12 protein-coding genes are annotated in these 15,416 nt (G+C 44.6%); 8 read left to right on the forward strand and 4 right to left on the reverse strand.

Going from position 1 to position 15,416, the window contains the following annotated elements:
• Positions 1 to 47: 47 nt before the first annotated feature.
• Positions 48 to 1,784 carry a DEAD/DEAH box helicase gene (locus ACRQQK_RS08495; RefSeq protein WP_457510946.1) on the reverse strand — a complete coding sequence of 579 codons (1,737 nt, stop codon included), beginning with the start codon at positions 1,782 to 1,784 and terminating at the stop codon, positions 48 to 50.
• An 86-nt stretch (positions 1,785 to 1,870) separates the two neighbouring features.
• On the opposite strand from ACRQQK_RS08495, the gene rsuA reads away from it, so the two are divergent.
• The 3 genes from rsuA to ACRQQK_RS08510 all read left to right on the forward strand — a co-directional run bounded on the left by rsuA (position 1,871) and on the right by ACRQQK_RS08510 (position 4,610).
• The gene (rsuA, locus tag ACRQQK_RS08500; RefSeq protein WP_457510947.1) at positions 1,871 to 2,566 is read left to right on the forward strand and encodes a 16S rRNA pseudouridine(516) synthase RsuA; all 696 of its coding nucleotides are present in this window, start codon (positions 1,871 to 1,873) and stop codon (positions 2,564 to 2,566) included.
• Between the two features lie 176 nt (positions 2,567 to 2,742).
• On the forward strand, positions 2,743 to 3,951 hold the full coding sequence (locus tag ACRQQK_RS08505) for a Bcr/CflA family multidrug efflux MFS transporter (RefSeq protein WP_457510949.1): 1,209 nt from the start codon (positions 2,743 to 2,745) through the stop codon (positions 3,949 to 3,951).
• Entirely contained in the window at positions 3,951 to 4,610 is a 660-nt protein-coding gene (locus ACRQQK_RS08510) for a DUF2913 family protein (RefSeq protein ID WP_457510951.1), read from the forward strand. Before ACRQQK_RS08505 ends, ACRQQK_RS08510 begins: the two co-directional genes overlap by 1 nt.
• Before the next feature lie 69 nt (positions 4,611 to 4,679).
• On the opposite strand, the gene ACRQQK_RS08515 is transcribed toward ACRQQK_RS08510, so the two are convergent.
• Positions 4,680 to 6,122, reverse strand: coding sequence for a DUF2867 domain-containing protein (locus ACRQQK_RS08515; protein WP_457510952.1), 1,443 nt, complete (start codon positions 6,120 to 6,122; stop codon positions 4,680 to 4,682).
• Between the two features lie 100 nt (positions 6,123 to 6,222).
• Here ACRQQK_RS08515 and ACRQQK_RS08520 point away from each other — a divergent pair, with 100 nt between their 5' ends.
• The 5 genes from ACRQQK_RS08520 to nhaA all read left to right on the forward strand — a co-directional run bounded on the left by ACRQQK_RS08520 (position 6,223) and on the right by nhaA (position 13,382).
• The gene (locus ACRQQK_RS08520) at positions 6,223 to 7,599 is read left to right on the forward strand and encodes an MATE family efflux transporter (protein ID WP_457510954.1); all 1,377 of its coding nucleotides are present in this window, start codon (positions 6,223 to 6,225) and stop codon (positions 7,597 to 7,599) included.
• Positions 7,600 to 7,720: 121 nt separating this feature from the next.
• Positions 7,721 to 8,392: an ABC transporter ATP-binding protein gene (locus ACRQQK_RS08525; protein WP_457510956.1), complete on the forward strand. Its 672-nt coding sequence runs from the start codon at positions 7,721 to 7,723 to the stop codon at positions 8,390 to 8,392.
• Positions 8,373 to 10,826: an ABC transporter permease gene (locus ACRQQK_RS08530; RefSeq protein WP_457510957.1), complete on the forward strand. Its 2,454-nt coding sequence runs from the start codon at positions 8,373 to 8,375 to the stop codon at positions 10,824 to 10,826. Before ACRQQK_RS08525 ends, ACRQQK_RS08530 begins: the two co-directional genes overlap by 20 nt.
• The gene (locus ACRQQK_RS08535) at positions 10,826 to 11,950 is read left to right on the forward strand and encodes a lipocalin-like domain-containing protein (RefSeq protein WP_457510959.1); all 1,125 of its coding nucleotides are present in this window, start codon (positions 10,826 to 10,828) and stop codon (positions 11,948 to 11,950) included. The genes ACRQQK_RS08530 and ACRQQK_RS08535 overlap by 1 nt, the downstream gene beginning before the upstream one ends.
• A gap of 280 nt (positions 11,951 to 12,230) precedes the next feature.
• Entirely contained in the window at positions 12,231 to 13,382 is a 1,152-nt protein-coding gene (nhaA, locus tag ACRQQK_RS08540) for a Na+/H+ antiporter NhaA (RefSeq protein ID WP_457510961.1), read from the forward strand.
• Between the two features lie 86 nt (positions 13,383 to 13,468).
• Here the strand turns inward: nhaA and ACRQQK_RS08545 are convergent, their stop codons facing one another.
• Together ACRQQK_RS08545 and ACRQQK_RS08550 are read right to left on the reverse strand one after the other, a co-directional pair.
• A complete protein-coding gene (locus ACRQQK_RS08545) occupies positions 13,469 to 14,113 on the reverse strand; it encodes an OmpA family protein (RefSeq protein ID WP_457510963.1) in 645 nt (214 codons plus the stop codon).
• Positions 14,089 to 15,402, reverse strand: a complete 1,314-nt coding sequence (locus ACRQQK_RS08550) for a TolC family outer membrane protein (protein WP_457510965.1) — start codon at positions 15,400 to 15,402, stop codon at positions 14,089 to 14,091. Before ACRQQK_RS08550 ends, ACRQQK_RS08545 begins: the two co-directional genes overlap by 25 nt.
• Positions 15,403 to 15,416: the final 14 nt, after the last annotated feature.

Below are 15,416 nucleotides of genomic sequence, written 5' to 3' on the forward strand. Positions count from 1 at the left end.
CGCAATATGAATAGGATGTGAATTAATCGTCCTTAAAGAGCTGGAAGTTACACTAGCTCATCTGCGAATATTTTGTCGCGCATTTTCCAGAAGCAGCCAGATTTTCGGGCGATCACAAATTGTGGTGGACGGAAGCGATGTTGATTATCGACCACTTTTGATGGCGAAGCTTCCTCGAAAGGTCGGTGTCTGTCTGCTAAATGAGGGCGGACAAAGCGTTCTTTAAATACGGCTTTTTGTTTGGGTGTAGTCAATGCCCAGAACTCATGAACTTGAGCATTGTTGTCACCAATATAAGTTACTCTTAACTGCGACTTGCCTTTATCATCTTTATGAACGCTTAAGTCCATGTTTAAACATTCGAAAACCAAGGCATCTTTAAGGTTCAACGCTTCTTTAAGCTTCTTGTCTGGGTCGACTAATGTGGCATCACACTCGTGGCAGATGCGCGCAGCGATATCGTTGTCTGCACCGCACTCACCGCAGTACTTGGCTCTGAAACGGTATCCACAATGTTCGCGCTCGTTGGTTTCTTCATCGGTGAAGTAGCCTTGGCATTTTCGTCCATAGTGCTCAATGAGAAAGCCGTTTGCGTCAAGCTTGCCCCAGAAGTTGTTGTTGAATCCGCAAGCAGGGCAGGGAATAGTGATAATTTCGCTGCTGGAATCAGGTTTAGGGTCACCAACTTCGGGCTGATAAAGATCGTAGGTGTTACCTGCATAGTCGAGCACGAGACACTCATTTTTTCCTTCAGATAAACGAAGCCCACGCCCAACAATTTGTTGATACAAACTGACGGATTCTGTCGGTCTCAGAATGGCAATCAAGTCTACGTGTGGTGCGTCAAACCCTGTTGTCAGTACTGAAACATTAACCAGATACTTAATTTCACGCTGTTTAAATGCCTGAATAATACGGTCACGTTCTGGAGAAGGGGTGTCACCAATTACCAACGCTGAATGTTCTTCAGGCAATAATCCCATGATCTCTTGAGCGTGACGCACAGTAGCAGCAAAAACCATCACACCTTGTTTGTCTTTGGAAAGCTCGATAATTTGGGCCACAATCTGCGGTGTTGCCCGCTTGGACTGTTCGATGACCAAATCCAGTTCAGATTCTTTATATCGTCCAGTATTAGCGGGTTTGAGCTGTGAAAAGTCATAGCTAAGAACGGGCGCGTCAATTAAGCGGGCGTGAGTTAAAAATCCCTCATCCAGTAAATACTGAATAGGCAACTCGAAGATGCAGTCGCGGAAGAAACGTGGCTCTTCGCTACGCACGAGTCCGCGAGTATGGTACTGATAAATCCAGCCCATACTTAAGCGATAAGGTGTCGCCGTTAACCCAAGAACTTTCATTCCCTGATTTAGCTCTAGAAGATGAGTAATCACTTTCTGATAGCTACTGTTCTTATCATCAGGAACGCGGTGACACTCATCGATAACCAGTAGGGAAAATTGGTTTTTAAACGAATCCAAATTACGCACCACAGATTGCACGGACGCAAACACAACTTGTTGGTCGGTTTCTTTTCGCCCCAAGCCCGCCGAGAAAATCGAACCGGTTAAACCATAGCCTTCATACTTGGCATGGTTTTGCTCAACCAGTTCTTTTACGTGGGCGAGTACCAGAACACGACCTTTCGCTAATCTTGCCAGTTCTGCAATCACCAAGCTTTTGCCCGCACCCGTTGGCAGCACTATGACTGCTGGCGTGGAATGCTTGCGAAAGTAGTGAATAACAGCTTTAACTGAGTCTGCTTGGTATGGGCGAAGTGTATACATGCAATTGGGCGAATAATTCTGTGAAATAGCTCAACTAATTTGAGTGACTTGCGTATAATACCCGACTTCAAGCAGATGAGGTATTCATGCGTTTAGATAAATTTTTGTGTGACGCGCTAGGAACAACGCGTAAAGAGTCGACTCAAATTCTTAAAAGTGGCGAAGTCACCGTTGATGGTGAAGTTCAGAAGGTTGGTTCATTTAAGGTTACTGAACAATCGGACGTCGAGTGGCAAGGGCGCGAAATCAGAATCAGTGGTCCGCGTTACATCATGCTTTACAAGCCACAAGGTTATGTTTGCTCGCACGAAGACGGTTTCAACCACACAGCTTTTGTTCTGCTTGATGAAGTGAATATGCGTGACTTGCATTTTGCAGGGCGATTGGATGTCGATACGACGGGATTAGTGCTTATCACTGACGATGGTCAATGGTCGCACCGTATTACTTCACCAAAACACAAATGTGACAAATTATACCGTGTCTGGCTTGATGATCCTATTCAGCCTGACTATCAAGAGAAGTTCGCAACAGGCATTGAGCTACGTAATGAACGCGAGTTGACACTTCCTGCACAAATGGAAGTGATTGATGAGAAGCAGGTACTGCTGACCATTCATGAAGGCAAGTATCACCAAGTAAAAAGAATGTTTGCAGCGCTAGGTAATAAGGTGGCGGGGCTTCATCGTGAACGAGTAGGTAACATCGTTCTGGATGAGTCATTAGAACCTGGCGAGTATCGCTACCTTACCGAAGAAGAAGTTGCTTCAATCTGGAAGTAATTGCGGATTTATTTGTTTGCTCTTGTCATACAAGTGAATCATGAGGAAGCCTCTGCTTCCTCTACAAGAAAACCTTTCACACAGTTCTCTTAGCTTGGACTTCGTGTCCTTCCTTTAAGCTATTATTGAGTGCGTCATTCACGTGATGCACTGGTTCTAACATCGAACGGAGATTTATGACTTCGAATACTACGTCGCCCGCTAGTGACGCCGCTAAAATCAGCTTTGTAATGTTTATCGTATTAGGAGCGATAGGCGCCTTGACGCCTCTTGCTATTGATATGTATCTGCCAGCTATGCCTGCAATTGCCAAAGATTTAGGTGTGAGTGCGGGTGCGGTGCAAATTACGCTGACTGCTTACACCGCCGGTTTTGCTATTGGTCAGTTACTGCATGGTCCACTGGCCGACAGTTATGGTCGTCGACCTGTAATGCTAGTGGGGATAGCCTTATTTGCTATCGCTTCTATTGTCAGTGCAACTACCAATGGTATTGATGCATTAACTTACGTCCGTACTGCGCAAGGCTTTGCTGGTGCTGCGGCTGCGGTAGTGATTCAGGCGGTTGTGCGAGATATGTATGATCGCGAAGATTTCGCACGCGCGATGTCATTCGTCACTCTAGTGATCACTTTGGCACCATTAGCGGCACCTATGATTGGTGGTCACTTAGCGGTATGGTTTGGCTGGCGTTCGATATTCTGGGTATTAGCAAGCTTTGCCTTGGTTGTTATTGCTATGGTGTTATGGAAAATTCCAGAAACGCTTTCAGCCGAGAATCGTCAACCTCTGCATTTCCGTAGTACCATTCGCAATTATGTACAGCTGTGCCGTGCTGGCTTTGCGATGGGGCTGATATTCTCTGGTGCGTTCTCGTTTGCCGGTATGTTCGCATTCCTGACCGCAGGCTCATTCGTTTATATTGATTTGTATGGCGTTAGCCCAAGTGAGTTCGGTTATCTGTTTGGTCTTAACATTGTCGCTATGATTGCTATGACCAGCCTTAACGGACGTTTTGTCAAGAAAGTCGGTTCTCATGCCATGCTGCGTTTTGGTCTGTTCATTCAGTTAATGGCCGGCTTTGGTTTGTTCTTAAGCTGGCTTATGGATTGGGGACTGTGGGGTACAGTGCCATTTGTTGTGATGTTTGTGGGTACGATCTCAACCATCGGCAGTAACTCTATGGCTCTATTATTAAGCCGTTATCCAAGAATGGCGGGTACGGCATCATCATTAGCTGGAACGTTAAGATTTGGTACCGGATCGGTGATTGGTGCAATTGTAGCAGCAATGCCTAGCGGAGTGGCATGGCCAATGATATTGGTGATGTCAGCCTGTTCAGTACTTTCAGCAACCTTCTATTGGACATTAGGAAGAAAAGCATAGTGTCAGCATATTACTTAGAAATTCAAAATGTCGTTAACTCAGCACTGGGTGAATTAGCCGCTGAGCATGAATCTGGAAAGCTTGTTAATGCGCCAGTTGCCAACAACCATTTTCTTGTTCACTGGGTGTCTAAAGCGATTAAAGCACAGCGCTTTGATCGTTGCGTAGTCGATGATTTAACACGTTGGCTAAAGGCTGGACGCTCTAAAGGTAATCAGTCAGAGCTGCTGTTTACTTTCAAACGTATCTCAGCTTTTTACAAAAGCTTCTTTGAAAGTGAAACAAATAACGTCATCACAGACAAGAAGATCGAAGCGTTCTTAGATCAAATGGAGCAGGCGGATTGGGAAGTGTCTACTTCTGAGCCTCTTGTCGGTGCTGGAAAAGTACAAATCTTTACCGACGGTCAAAACTCGTTAGCCTTGTGTTCGGTACAGTGTGAATCTTGCTTTGATGGCGAACTAATGGTGAAGCCGATGAACTGGTTTGTGCGTGGTAATCATGCTCAGTTTGTTGAAATGGCAAGTGCAGCCGGATTTATGGTTCATAAGCAAACTGACTATAAATCGAACGTGAAATATCACGGCGAATATCTTGTTTTTCCTGCCAATCAGGGTAAACAATTGGCTGAGATTCCGTTGTCATTTAAAGTTGAATAACGGTTTACTATCGCGTTAGGAAAAGGCTCTGTGAGAAATCTCAGAGCCTTTTTTACGTTCCGGTTATGCTTATCTTTTACCTTTCTGGCTATGGGCTTTCCTGACTATAGCTTTAACCATGCCGTTAAAGATAAACAGGTGCGCAGGCATCATGACAAACCAGTACATGAGGCCGAGAAAACCTTGAGGATGCCACCAAGCGGTAACGTTCAGTTCGCGCTTGTCACCATGGTCTTTAATGGTGAATTCTAATCGCCCTAGACCGGGTCCTTTCATGCCGAAAAACAGGGATAGAAATTCATTAGGTTCACAGCGTATGACTTTCCATGAATCAATATAGTCTCCAACTTTGAGCTCTGGACCTTCGGGGTTGCGTCGAACTGGGCGTCCACCACCAAAGAAAATATCCAGCCATTCTCTGGTACGCCAAAGAGCGTTAGCAAAGAAGTATCCTTCATCTTTACTGCCGATGGTTTTAATGATTTTCCATAGTTCGCTGTTGGTTAAATCTGTTTCTATTGTTGCGCCAGCCTGTTTGGGATAATAGCCAAAACCCGGTTGCCATCTCTTTAATGCGTTGGTCTCAAAGCCCCAAACCTTGCTGCGAACAAATGTCCCTTCATGCTCGATAGTGCTTCGAACTGCATCACGATAGGGAATCAGGGTTTGTGGATAAAGCGCAGTTAGCTGATCTGATTCCGCTATGTAGTCATGTTCTAAGCCTGCAAGCAGAGCACGGCCAATGTTAGACGGAACAGAAGTAACAACCCCTAACCAGTAAGAGGCCATTTGCGGGGTAAGCAATGATGTTGACCATAACCGAAACGGTTTGTTTGCGAGGTCACAAATGACCTGAAACTGCTCGCGATAGGAGAGTGTATCTGGGCCTCCGGCCTGATAAAGCTGATGCGAAGTCGGTTGCTCTTTGGCAAGTTGCAGCAGGTAGTGATTCAAATTTTCCAATGCAATCGGGTTGGCTTTTGAATCTACCCATTTCGGTGTGATAAGAACGGGCAGGTTGTAAACGAAATCACGCATAATTTCGAAAGCGGCAGACCCAGGCCCAATAATGACACCAGCACGAAGTTCTGTAATTGGTACGTGGCTTTTCCTCAGTATTTCACCTGTCTGCTGGCGTGCTTTTAAGTGTTCTGAATTCCCAGTCTGTGGCTGAAGCGCACTGAGATAAATTACGTGCTTTACCTGACTGATATCCAGCGCCTGTTTGAAATTGTTGGCCAAAGAGAGTTCATACTCTGCAAAGTCATGGCCCTGAGCCATGCCATGAACTAAGAAGAACACCAGATCAAACTGTGGAACCAAGTCGAGCGTTGCCTTTTTATCTGCAAGGTCTAGATAGGTGATGGTCAGTTTTGGATGGGGCGCGACTCGAGCTTGTAAGTAGTCAATGTGCCGAGCCGCGGCGGTAACTTCATAGCCTTCGTTGAGCAGTAAAGGTAATAGCTGTGAACCAACATAGCCAGATGCGCCAAGCACTAGTACTTTTTTCATTCATTATCCTTGCTTTATGTTGGTTAGATTATGCACTAATGAGTATAATAGCCGCTTACTTTTTCTCTTTCTATCAATCCTTTGTCTCTAGGGGTGTCGTTTGTCTCTGTTATCCCAAGTTCTGCTCCATACAAAAGGAGATTTCTTGCGTCGCTTAATTGCGATTGCGCTTCCTATCAGCTTACAAATGTTGCTGCTATCGAGCCGTGGATTGGTCGATGTATTAATGCTTGGTCAGTTAGGCGAGGCTGAAATTGCTGCCGTTGGCGTTGCTGCGCGAGCTACATTTGTTTCAACCATTATGCTTGTTGGTATTTCAGCGGGTGGCGCATTGCTTTCTGCGCAGTTCTGGGGGGCAGGAGATCGAGACGGGTTGAGAAGCAGTACAGCTTTGACGTGGCTAATGTCGATGATATTTGCTTTGTTTACGGTTGTCCTGTTTGTCATCTTCCCGCACGACATTATGGCGTTGACGACAGATTCAGAAATGGTCAATGAACTTGGCAGCCAGTACTTGGTGATTACATCCGTAAGTATGTTTGCCATTGCCAGCGCCAACAGTATGGCTGTCGGGCTTCGAGCGATGCACAAACCGGGGATCAGTACCTTCTTTAGTGCGATTGGTATCGGTTCTAACGTATTGTTGAACTGGGTTTTCATCTTCGGAAAATTAGGTGTTCCGGCTTTGGGTATTAAGGGTGCGGCTATTGCGACGGTGCTAAGTGGAGCAATAGAAGTCGCGTGCCTCTATGGTTACCTTTACAGCAAGAAACACCTACTGGCGTTCCGCTATGAAGACCTTAGCAAAGTGGTCGAGCTAAGCAATGTGGTTCGATTTTTAAAATTATCGTTGCCAACTACGTTCAATTTCCTTGTATGGTCTGGTGGATTATTCGTTTATCACGCGATCATGGGGCAAACTGGTGTGCAAGGTTTGGCTGCGTTATCTGTCATGACTCCAGTTGAATCGATTTCACTGAGTTTGCTGATAGGACTGTCTAACGCGGCTGCAGTATTAATCGGTAACCAGCTTGGCGCGCGAAATTATGAAGCGGTTTACTACCAAGCTATTGGTGTAATTGGTGCTAACTTTATCACCGCGATTTTTATGTCTGGCTTGTTGTATCTTCTGCAAATTCCGATTCTCAATTCGTTTAGTGCTCTAACGGAAGAGACGAGAATTCTTGTTGAAGAATTTATGCTGATATTGAGTTTGGGTATCGTACTTCGTTCAATTCCTATGGTGGCGATTGTCGGTGTATTGCGAGCCGGCGGGGATGTGAAATTCTGCTTAGGTCAGGATTTAATTGCCCAATGGGTTGTTGGAATTCCGCTTGCTGCTTTCGCCGCGCTCTACCTTAATGCCAGCCCTGAATGGATCTACTTGTTGTTTTTAAGTGAAGAGGTCGTGAAGTGGGTTGGGTGCTTTTATCGCATAAGAAGTAAGAAGTGGATGCGAAATTTAATCGGAAGTTGAATTTTGTCTACCGAGTTGCTGCATTTTGCAACAACTCGGTGTAAGTACGCTGCAAAATACTTCCTACTGAAAAGGAATTAGTGTAGATTCTGAGTCCAATTTTAGTCTACGGTGATGATTGATGTTACAGCTGGTAAACCTGAGCAAAGGATATCTAGATGGTGGTGAATTCCATCCTGTGCTGCAGGGCGCTGAACTGACGATTCATCAAGGCGATCAACTGGCTCTAATGGGAGAAAGCGGTTCTGGTAAAAGTACGCTGTTAAACCTTATTGCTGGCTTAGATGTTGTAGACTCCGGTGAAATTTGGTTCCCAGATTTCGCGATGCACAATACTTCAGAATTCCAAAGAACGGCTTATCGTCGTAACAACATCGGTCATATTTTCCAGCAGTTTAACCTCCTTCCTACGCTAAATATTGCCGATAACATTCGTTTTTGCCGTCAGCTAAAGGGCTTGCCTGAAGATACTGGATTATGGCGTCAGATCATTTCTGCGCTTGATCTAATGCCACTGTTAGGTCGATATCCTGAAGAGGCTTCGGGCGGCCAGCAGCAAAGGGCTGCTATTGCACGTGCTCTATATATGGAACCAAAAATTCTGCTAGCTGATGAACCTACAGGTAGCTTAGATGAACGTAACGCAGAAGCGGTAATGAGACTTCTGACGACACTGGCAAGACAGCTTAAATGTACGCTGTTCCTTGTAACCCACAGTGAGAAAGTCGCAAAGCATATGGAAGGATGTATTCGTCTTCAAGGAGGACACCTTCATGTTATGGCCCGTAGTTAAAGCACTACTCGGTCACTATCGTCGCTATCCTCTGCAGATCATTCTCGTCTGGTTTGGTCTTACTCTTGGTATTTCTCTTCTTGTTGGTGTTACTGCGATTAACCAACACGCTCGTCAAAGTTATGAAAGTGGTGAAAAGCTTTTTGCCAACCCTTTGCCTTACCGCATTCGTACTAAACAAGTCGCCAATAAAATTCCCCAGGGTTTTTATATCCAGTTACGTCGTGATGGTTTTCATCAGTGTGTGCCTTTGGACAGCTACCGCTTTACAACAAAGCTCGGTACGGACGTGACATTGCTTGGCATTGACCCATTGGCTATTGTTCCCGTAATGGGTAAGAAAACACTGAGTGAAATCAGCGCCTTAAAATTGATGCAACCTCCTTATCCGGTTATGGTTGGGCAGGAGCTCGCTGCTCACCAAAGCTGGGACGATGGCGATATGATTCAGCTCAGTAATGGTGAACAGCTGGGGCCGTTGCTTATTGACCGTCATGGGATGGTGAGTGGTACTCGTTTAGTCGCGGATATGTCTTTGGTTAGACAGCTGAAGAAAAGCTCCGGTTTTTCTGTTATTGCCTGTGGCTCGATGCCTGAAGAAAAACTTGAAAAACTAGCAGCTAGTTTGCCAAATGGCATGATATTGGTTCGCAGTACACGTTCAGAATTGGAATCTCTTACTAAAGCTTTCCACATGAATCTAACGGCGATGGGCATGCTATCTTTCTTGGTCGGATTGTTTATCTTCTACCAAGCGATGTCTCTTTCGCTTATACAGCGTCAGCGCTTGGTTGGTATGTTACGCCAAACAGGCGTGAATGGTTGGCAACTCGCGCAAGCTCTGATGCTTGAACTCTTTGCGTTAGTGTTTGTAAGCTGGGTTTGCGGCAACGGCTTAGGTCTCTTGTTGGCAAATAAGCTAATTCCTTCCGTGTCTGTCAGTCTGGCTGATTTGTACAACGCGAATGTAGGCCTTTCGATTCAGTGGGACTGGGAGTGGAGCAGTTACAGCTTGCTTATGGCTGTGTGTGGTGCTTTCGCCTCATGTGCTTGGCCGTTGGTGCGCTTACTGAAATCTCAGCCTATTCGTTTAAGTACTCGATTGTCACTTGCAAGATTTGCCGGTTCAGAGTTCAGTATTCAGGCCTTTATTGGAGGCGCACTAGCAGTCGCAGCCATAGCTATTTATCAAGCACCAAAAACACAATCATCGGGCTATACGATTATTGCTTTAATGTTACTCAGTGCAGCCCTGTTTACTCCATTCGTTATTTGGAAGCTGTTTAATAGCTTTTCCTACAGTTTACGTTGGGTAAAAGCTCGCTGGTTCTTTGCCGATGCCGCGGCAAGTATGAGCTATCGTGGTGTTGCTACCATGGCATTTATGATTGCAATGGCAGCCAATATTGGTGTGGTTACTATGGTGGGCAGCTTCCGAGATACCACTGATAAGTGGCTTAATCAGCGCTTAGCTGCAGACATGTATCTGTATCCGACCAACAGCTCTGCTTCTATGATCAGTGGCTGGTTAAGTAATCAGCCAGAAGTGAAAGAGGTATGGTGGCGTTGGGAGAGAGAGCTTCCTTCCAACAAAGGTACGTTGCAAGTCGTGAGCACTGGTAATTCAGAAGGCGAGGCGAATTCACTGACGGTGAAACTGGGTGTCCCTAACTACTGGTACTATTTGCATCACTCAAAAGGGATTATGATCAGCGAATCGATGGCCATCAAACTGAATCTGAAACCAGGTGATACGGTAGAACTCTCTGAACCTCTTGGTACAGGCTGGCAAATTGTAGGGGTGTACTACGATTACGGAAATCCTTACAACCAAATCATGATGTCACATTCGAACTGGTTACACGCTTTTGTTGGAAGTGGTGATGTTGCTTTGGCTATTGTATTAAATGACAGTGCAGATAGCGAAAAACTGAACAGTCACTTGCATTCTGCTTTCCACCTTGATGCTGAGCGCGTGATGGATAACAACGGGATTCATCGTCAGGCAATGCGCGTTTTTGACCGTACGTTTGTGATTGCCGATACCTTAGGCAACATTACTTTGCTTATCGCTGTATGCGGTATCTTCTTTGCAACATTGGCGGGTGAGCTTTCTCGTCAGAAACACATTGCGTTGCTGCGCTGTTTAGGTGTGTCTGGAAAAGAATTAGTTGGCTTAGGGGCGTTACAGCTGTTTGTTTTTGGTTTGATATCGATGCTGATTGCGATGCCACTAGGTTTAGGTCTAGCGAAATTGGTTGTCGATGTGGTGATCCGTCACTCTTTCGGTTGGACAATGGAACTGATAGTTTTACCTATGACTTATGTGAAAACGGCCATCCTTTCTATGCTAGCGCTTATCGTCGCTGGTGCTTTGCCTATTATCCGTTTACTTCGTAAATCACCAATGAAGTCATTAAGGGATGCTCTGTAATGAAAGTTCGAGTCAGCCTCAAATACTTGATTGGTTTCTTAATCCTTGCAGCAACGGTTTCCGTAGCGAGTATTGTTTTTCGCGATTACAAATTTGAAGAAGATGTGAAACCAAACCGTGAGTTAAGCTCGCTTTTATCTGCGGATGTGAAGCATGCTTTCTCGCCAGTATTACCGAATAATCCTGTCGTTTTACCAGCGGATTCGTCTTTTCATCCGCAGTATCAGCATGAGTGGTTCCATTATTTTGCTAACGTCCGTGACAAAAAAGGACACCTTTATTCTGTGCAGTGGAGCTATTTTCGTATTGCTCATGACAAGCGTGTTGAGGAACTTGGTTGGTTAAACTCACAGGTTTATTTTTCTTCGGTAGTGATATCGACAGACAGAAAGATTTGGCGAGAGCAACGGATTGCCCGGGGTGGTATTGGCCAAGCCGGAGTGAGTGCTTTGCCATTGCGTATGTGGATTGATGACTGGACATGGCGATCTCTGGGTAGAAATCCTTTCCCCGGACATCTTGATGTGAAAGCAGATACTTTCACTTTATCGCTATACAGTGATTTGGATGGTCCGTACGTATTACCCGGAGACCAAGGTTTTCAAAGAAAACACGAAACAGAACCTACAGCGACTTACAACCTGCAGGCTCCGTTTCTTAGGGTTTATGGTCAATTGAGATTGACGAAAGAGACTGATCCGATAGCCGTTGAAGGCACTGCTTTCATGAGCAAAGAGTGGGGCAGTGGTTTGATGTCGAGCAAACAGCAAGGTTGGGATAAGTTTGTCTTAAAGCTGGACGACGACACAACTTTGTCAGTAAACCGTTACCGACATGACGAAGAGCTACCATATTTGTTTGGTACGCTATCTTCAAAAGAAAAAAACATCGTTTTGGATAGCAAAGATATTGTTATTCTGCCCCTCAACAAAACAGTAATAGAGGGTGGTAGAGTACTACCTTTGGAGTGGCGTATCATGGTGCCCAGATACAATATTGACCTGAAGACAGCGGCAGTGAACAAACAATCTTGGTTGCCTTTCATCGTTCCTTACTGGGAAGGGGCAATAAATACCACCGGTTCAGACATTGCTCACGGATATATGCAGTTAACAGGTTATTAGCTGTTATGTAAAAATGACGATTGAAAAGGAGCTAATGCTCCTTTTTCTGTATCTGGAGGTGAGAAATTTCAATAACTAACATTGTTTAGACCATTAATTCTTTCCTATACTTACCAAATAGCAATTAATACGGAATATGTGTGCTAAATGTTCATTTGTTTCGGAAAAACCGAGGTTTTGGGTCATTACAAGCGATTGTTCAAAAATGCTCGAAAGCACTAAACTCCTGTGCATCTGTTCTGATTCATGTATCGACATAACGAAATTATAAGGACGATAAATGACTGATATCATTCGCGACTTTCTAAAAATGGAGTCTGCTGGTGGCATAATTCTGGTAATTGCAGCAGCTGTAGCTATGGTAATTGCCAATTCTCCGCTTAATGAGTTCTACCAAGCGGGTCTTCACACATACATTTTGGGTATGTCTGTTTCACACTGGATCAATGATGGCTTGATGGCTATCTTCTTCCTGTTGATTGGTCTTGAGGTAAAACGCGAGTTGCTTGAGGGCGCTTTGAAATCGCGTGAAACGGCTATTTTTCCGGCAATTGCGGCTGTGGGTGGTATGCTTGCCCCTGCGCTTGTTTATGTGATGTTTAATATTTCAAATGAAACGGCGATCCAAGGCTGGGCTATTCCTGCTGCAACGGATATCGCATTTGCTTTGGGTATCATGGCGTTACTAGGCAGCCGTGTCCCAATCAGTTTGAAAGTATTTTTGCTTGCTTTGGCAATCATTGATGACTTGGGTGTCGTCGTGATTATTGCACTGTTTTACAGCGGTGACTTGTCTACGATGGCATTGGCTGTAGGTTTTCTGATGACGGCGATATTGTTCATTATGAACGCGAAGCATGTGACTAAGATTAGTGCATACTTAATCATTGGTTTTATTCTTTGGGTAGCGGTTCTAAAGTCCGGTGTTCACGCAACATTAGCCGGTGTAGTGATTGGTTTCTCTATTCCATTGAAAGGAAATGACAAAGAACATTCACCGCTTAAGCACTTAGAACATGGCCTCCATTCATACGTAGCTTTCGGTATTTTGCCTCTGTTCGCATTTGCTAACGCGGGTATATCTCTTGAAGGTGTTTCGTTGAGTGGTTTGACTCAAGCTCTGCCGCTAGGTGTAGCGTTAGGTTTGTTTATTGGTAAGCCGTTAGGTATTTTTAGCTTCAGCTGGGTTGCTGTAAAACTGGGTATTGCGAAATTGCCTGAAGGTATTGATATGAAGCATATCTTCGCCGTATCTGTGCTGTGTGGTATCGGTTTTACTATGTCGATATTCATTTCATCGTTGGCGTTTGGTGCTGATTTCGAGCATTTCGATACCTATGCTCGTCTTGGTATCTTGATGGGTTCAACTTTGGCTGCTGTTGTTGGTTACTTCCTGTTAAGTACATCATTGCCTAAGAAAAAAGCAGGCTAATCGGCGTTTAAAATAAAAGTGGTTTGTGAAAACAAAAAGCCCCTCAGATGTATACACCTGAGGGGCTTTTTATAAGTAGAGCTACACTAACGTTTTTCTAAAGTAGAAAATATGGTCCACTCTTCAACCACTTTTTCTTTTAGACCAACCACGGTCGCTGTTACTTTTCGGTTTACCGCATGCGCTGCTGGGTCATCTCCAGGATTTTCTAAGCGGCTTTCACCATAGCCAATAATTCTGACTCGATCTGGGCTGATATCGTACGAAAGCAATTTTTGTTCTACTGCTTCGGCTCGTTTCTTAGATAATTCCAAGTTGTATTCATCTGACCCTACTTTACTGGTGTAACCTTGAATTTCTATAGAGGCTGATTTGTACGTTTTTAAAAAATCGGCCATGGTTTGTATTTGGTTCCCGAATACAGGATTAATTTCATAGGAATCATTGGCAAACAATATACGTAGCTGACGCTCATCTTGGTCTCGTCTTACTTCGCCGCAGCCATCATTGTCTACTTCTGATCCCGCAGGGGTTCCTGGGCAGATATCTCGACCATTCACCACGCCATCTTGGTCGTCATCTTGTAAATCGGCAATTTGGTTGGCAGTCGGTGTTGCCATGTATTCGTACTCTTCAGAACTGTATACCGACGTTGATAAGGTAAGGCCAGCGAGTATTGCTAGTGACAGAATGTTCATCTTCATAATTAATACTCCACTTCCTTGGTCCATTCTTCAGGAACATCAACCAGAAGTGCATCGATTAATACTCCTGTCGCGTTCATTACACGATATTTAGCGTATTGCTCGGCATAGTGAGCATCTAGATACTCTTTACGAGCTTCAAATAACTCGTTTTCGGTGTTTAACAAATCAAGCAAGGTACGTTGACCAATACCATATTGCTTTTCATAAGCAATGACGGTTTGTGCAGATGAGTCAACATGGTCAGCTAAGAAGTTTTTCTGTTGAAGTGTTAAGTCGAGAGCACTCCAAGATAAGCGCAAGCTTTCTTCAATTTGACGATAAGCGCTGTCTCTTAAGTCTTTTGCCTTATTTAATTGGTAAGCAGAGCTTTCACTGCGATCACTATCGCTACCACCGTTATACAAATTGTATCTCATGCGCAGCATTGCAACAGTTTCATCGGCATTTCCTTCATAACCGCCAGCATCGTCACGCCATGTTTGACGAGCTTCGATGGAAAACGTTGGGTAGTAAGGTGCTTTTGATTGTTTATATTGGAAACGCGCTGCATCTACATCTGTTTTAGCGATTTTGATTACAGGGTGTTTATCAAATGCCTCAACTAACGCATCGGTAAGCGATAAAGGAATTTTGGACTCATCTGCTCTAGGGTAAATCAACCCAAGAGGTTCTTGTCCTACAAGTCGGCGAAACTGGGTATGAGTATCAAAAAGGTTGTTCTGAGCCGCCAGTAGGTTACCTTGTGCCTTTGCAATACGAGCCTCTACCTGAGTTAAATCTGCTGTTGAACCTACCCCCGAGTCAACTCGTTTTTTAATGTCTCGGTAAATATCAACGTGTACAGATAAATTGCTTTCAGAAAGAGCCAGAATCTCTGTAGCTTTTACTGCATTGAGATAGACATCGGTAACTTGAAGAGCCAAATTCGATGCGTCATCTAATAGTTGAAACCTCGTGGACTCTGCTTCAGCGGCCGTTCTATCCATATCGTTTAATGTGCCATTACCATCCCACAAAAGCTGGTTGAGAATAATACTTGCTTCTTTTCGAGTGAGGTCGGTATCGTCACGCCCGCTCGTTGAAGCTGGGCGAATACCTTCGTAGCCAATGCCTGCGTCCAAATCAATAGTAGGAAGGTACTTACCACCTGACGCTTTGCTGTCATTAACGGTACTGACGTATTGGTTATAGCTAGCTTTTATATCGGGATTATTTGCCAATGCTATGGCGACTGCTTGCTCTAATGTTTGCGCGTAAGCAGAGGTGGAAGCCAGTAGCAAACATCCTGTTAAGAATGAAAGTTTCCGTTTCACTATGAAGCTCCTTA

Source organism: Vibrio sp. C8 (genome assembly GCF_054051265.1).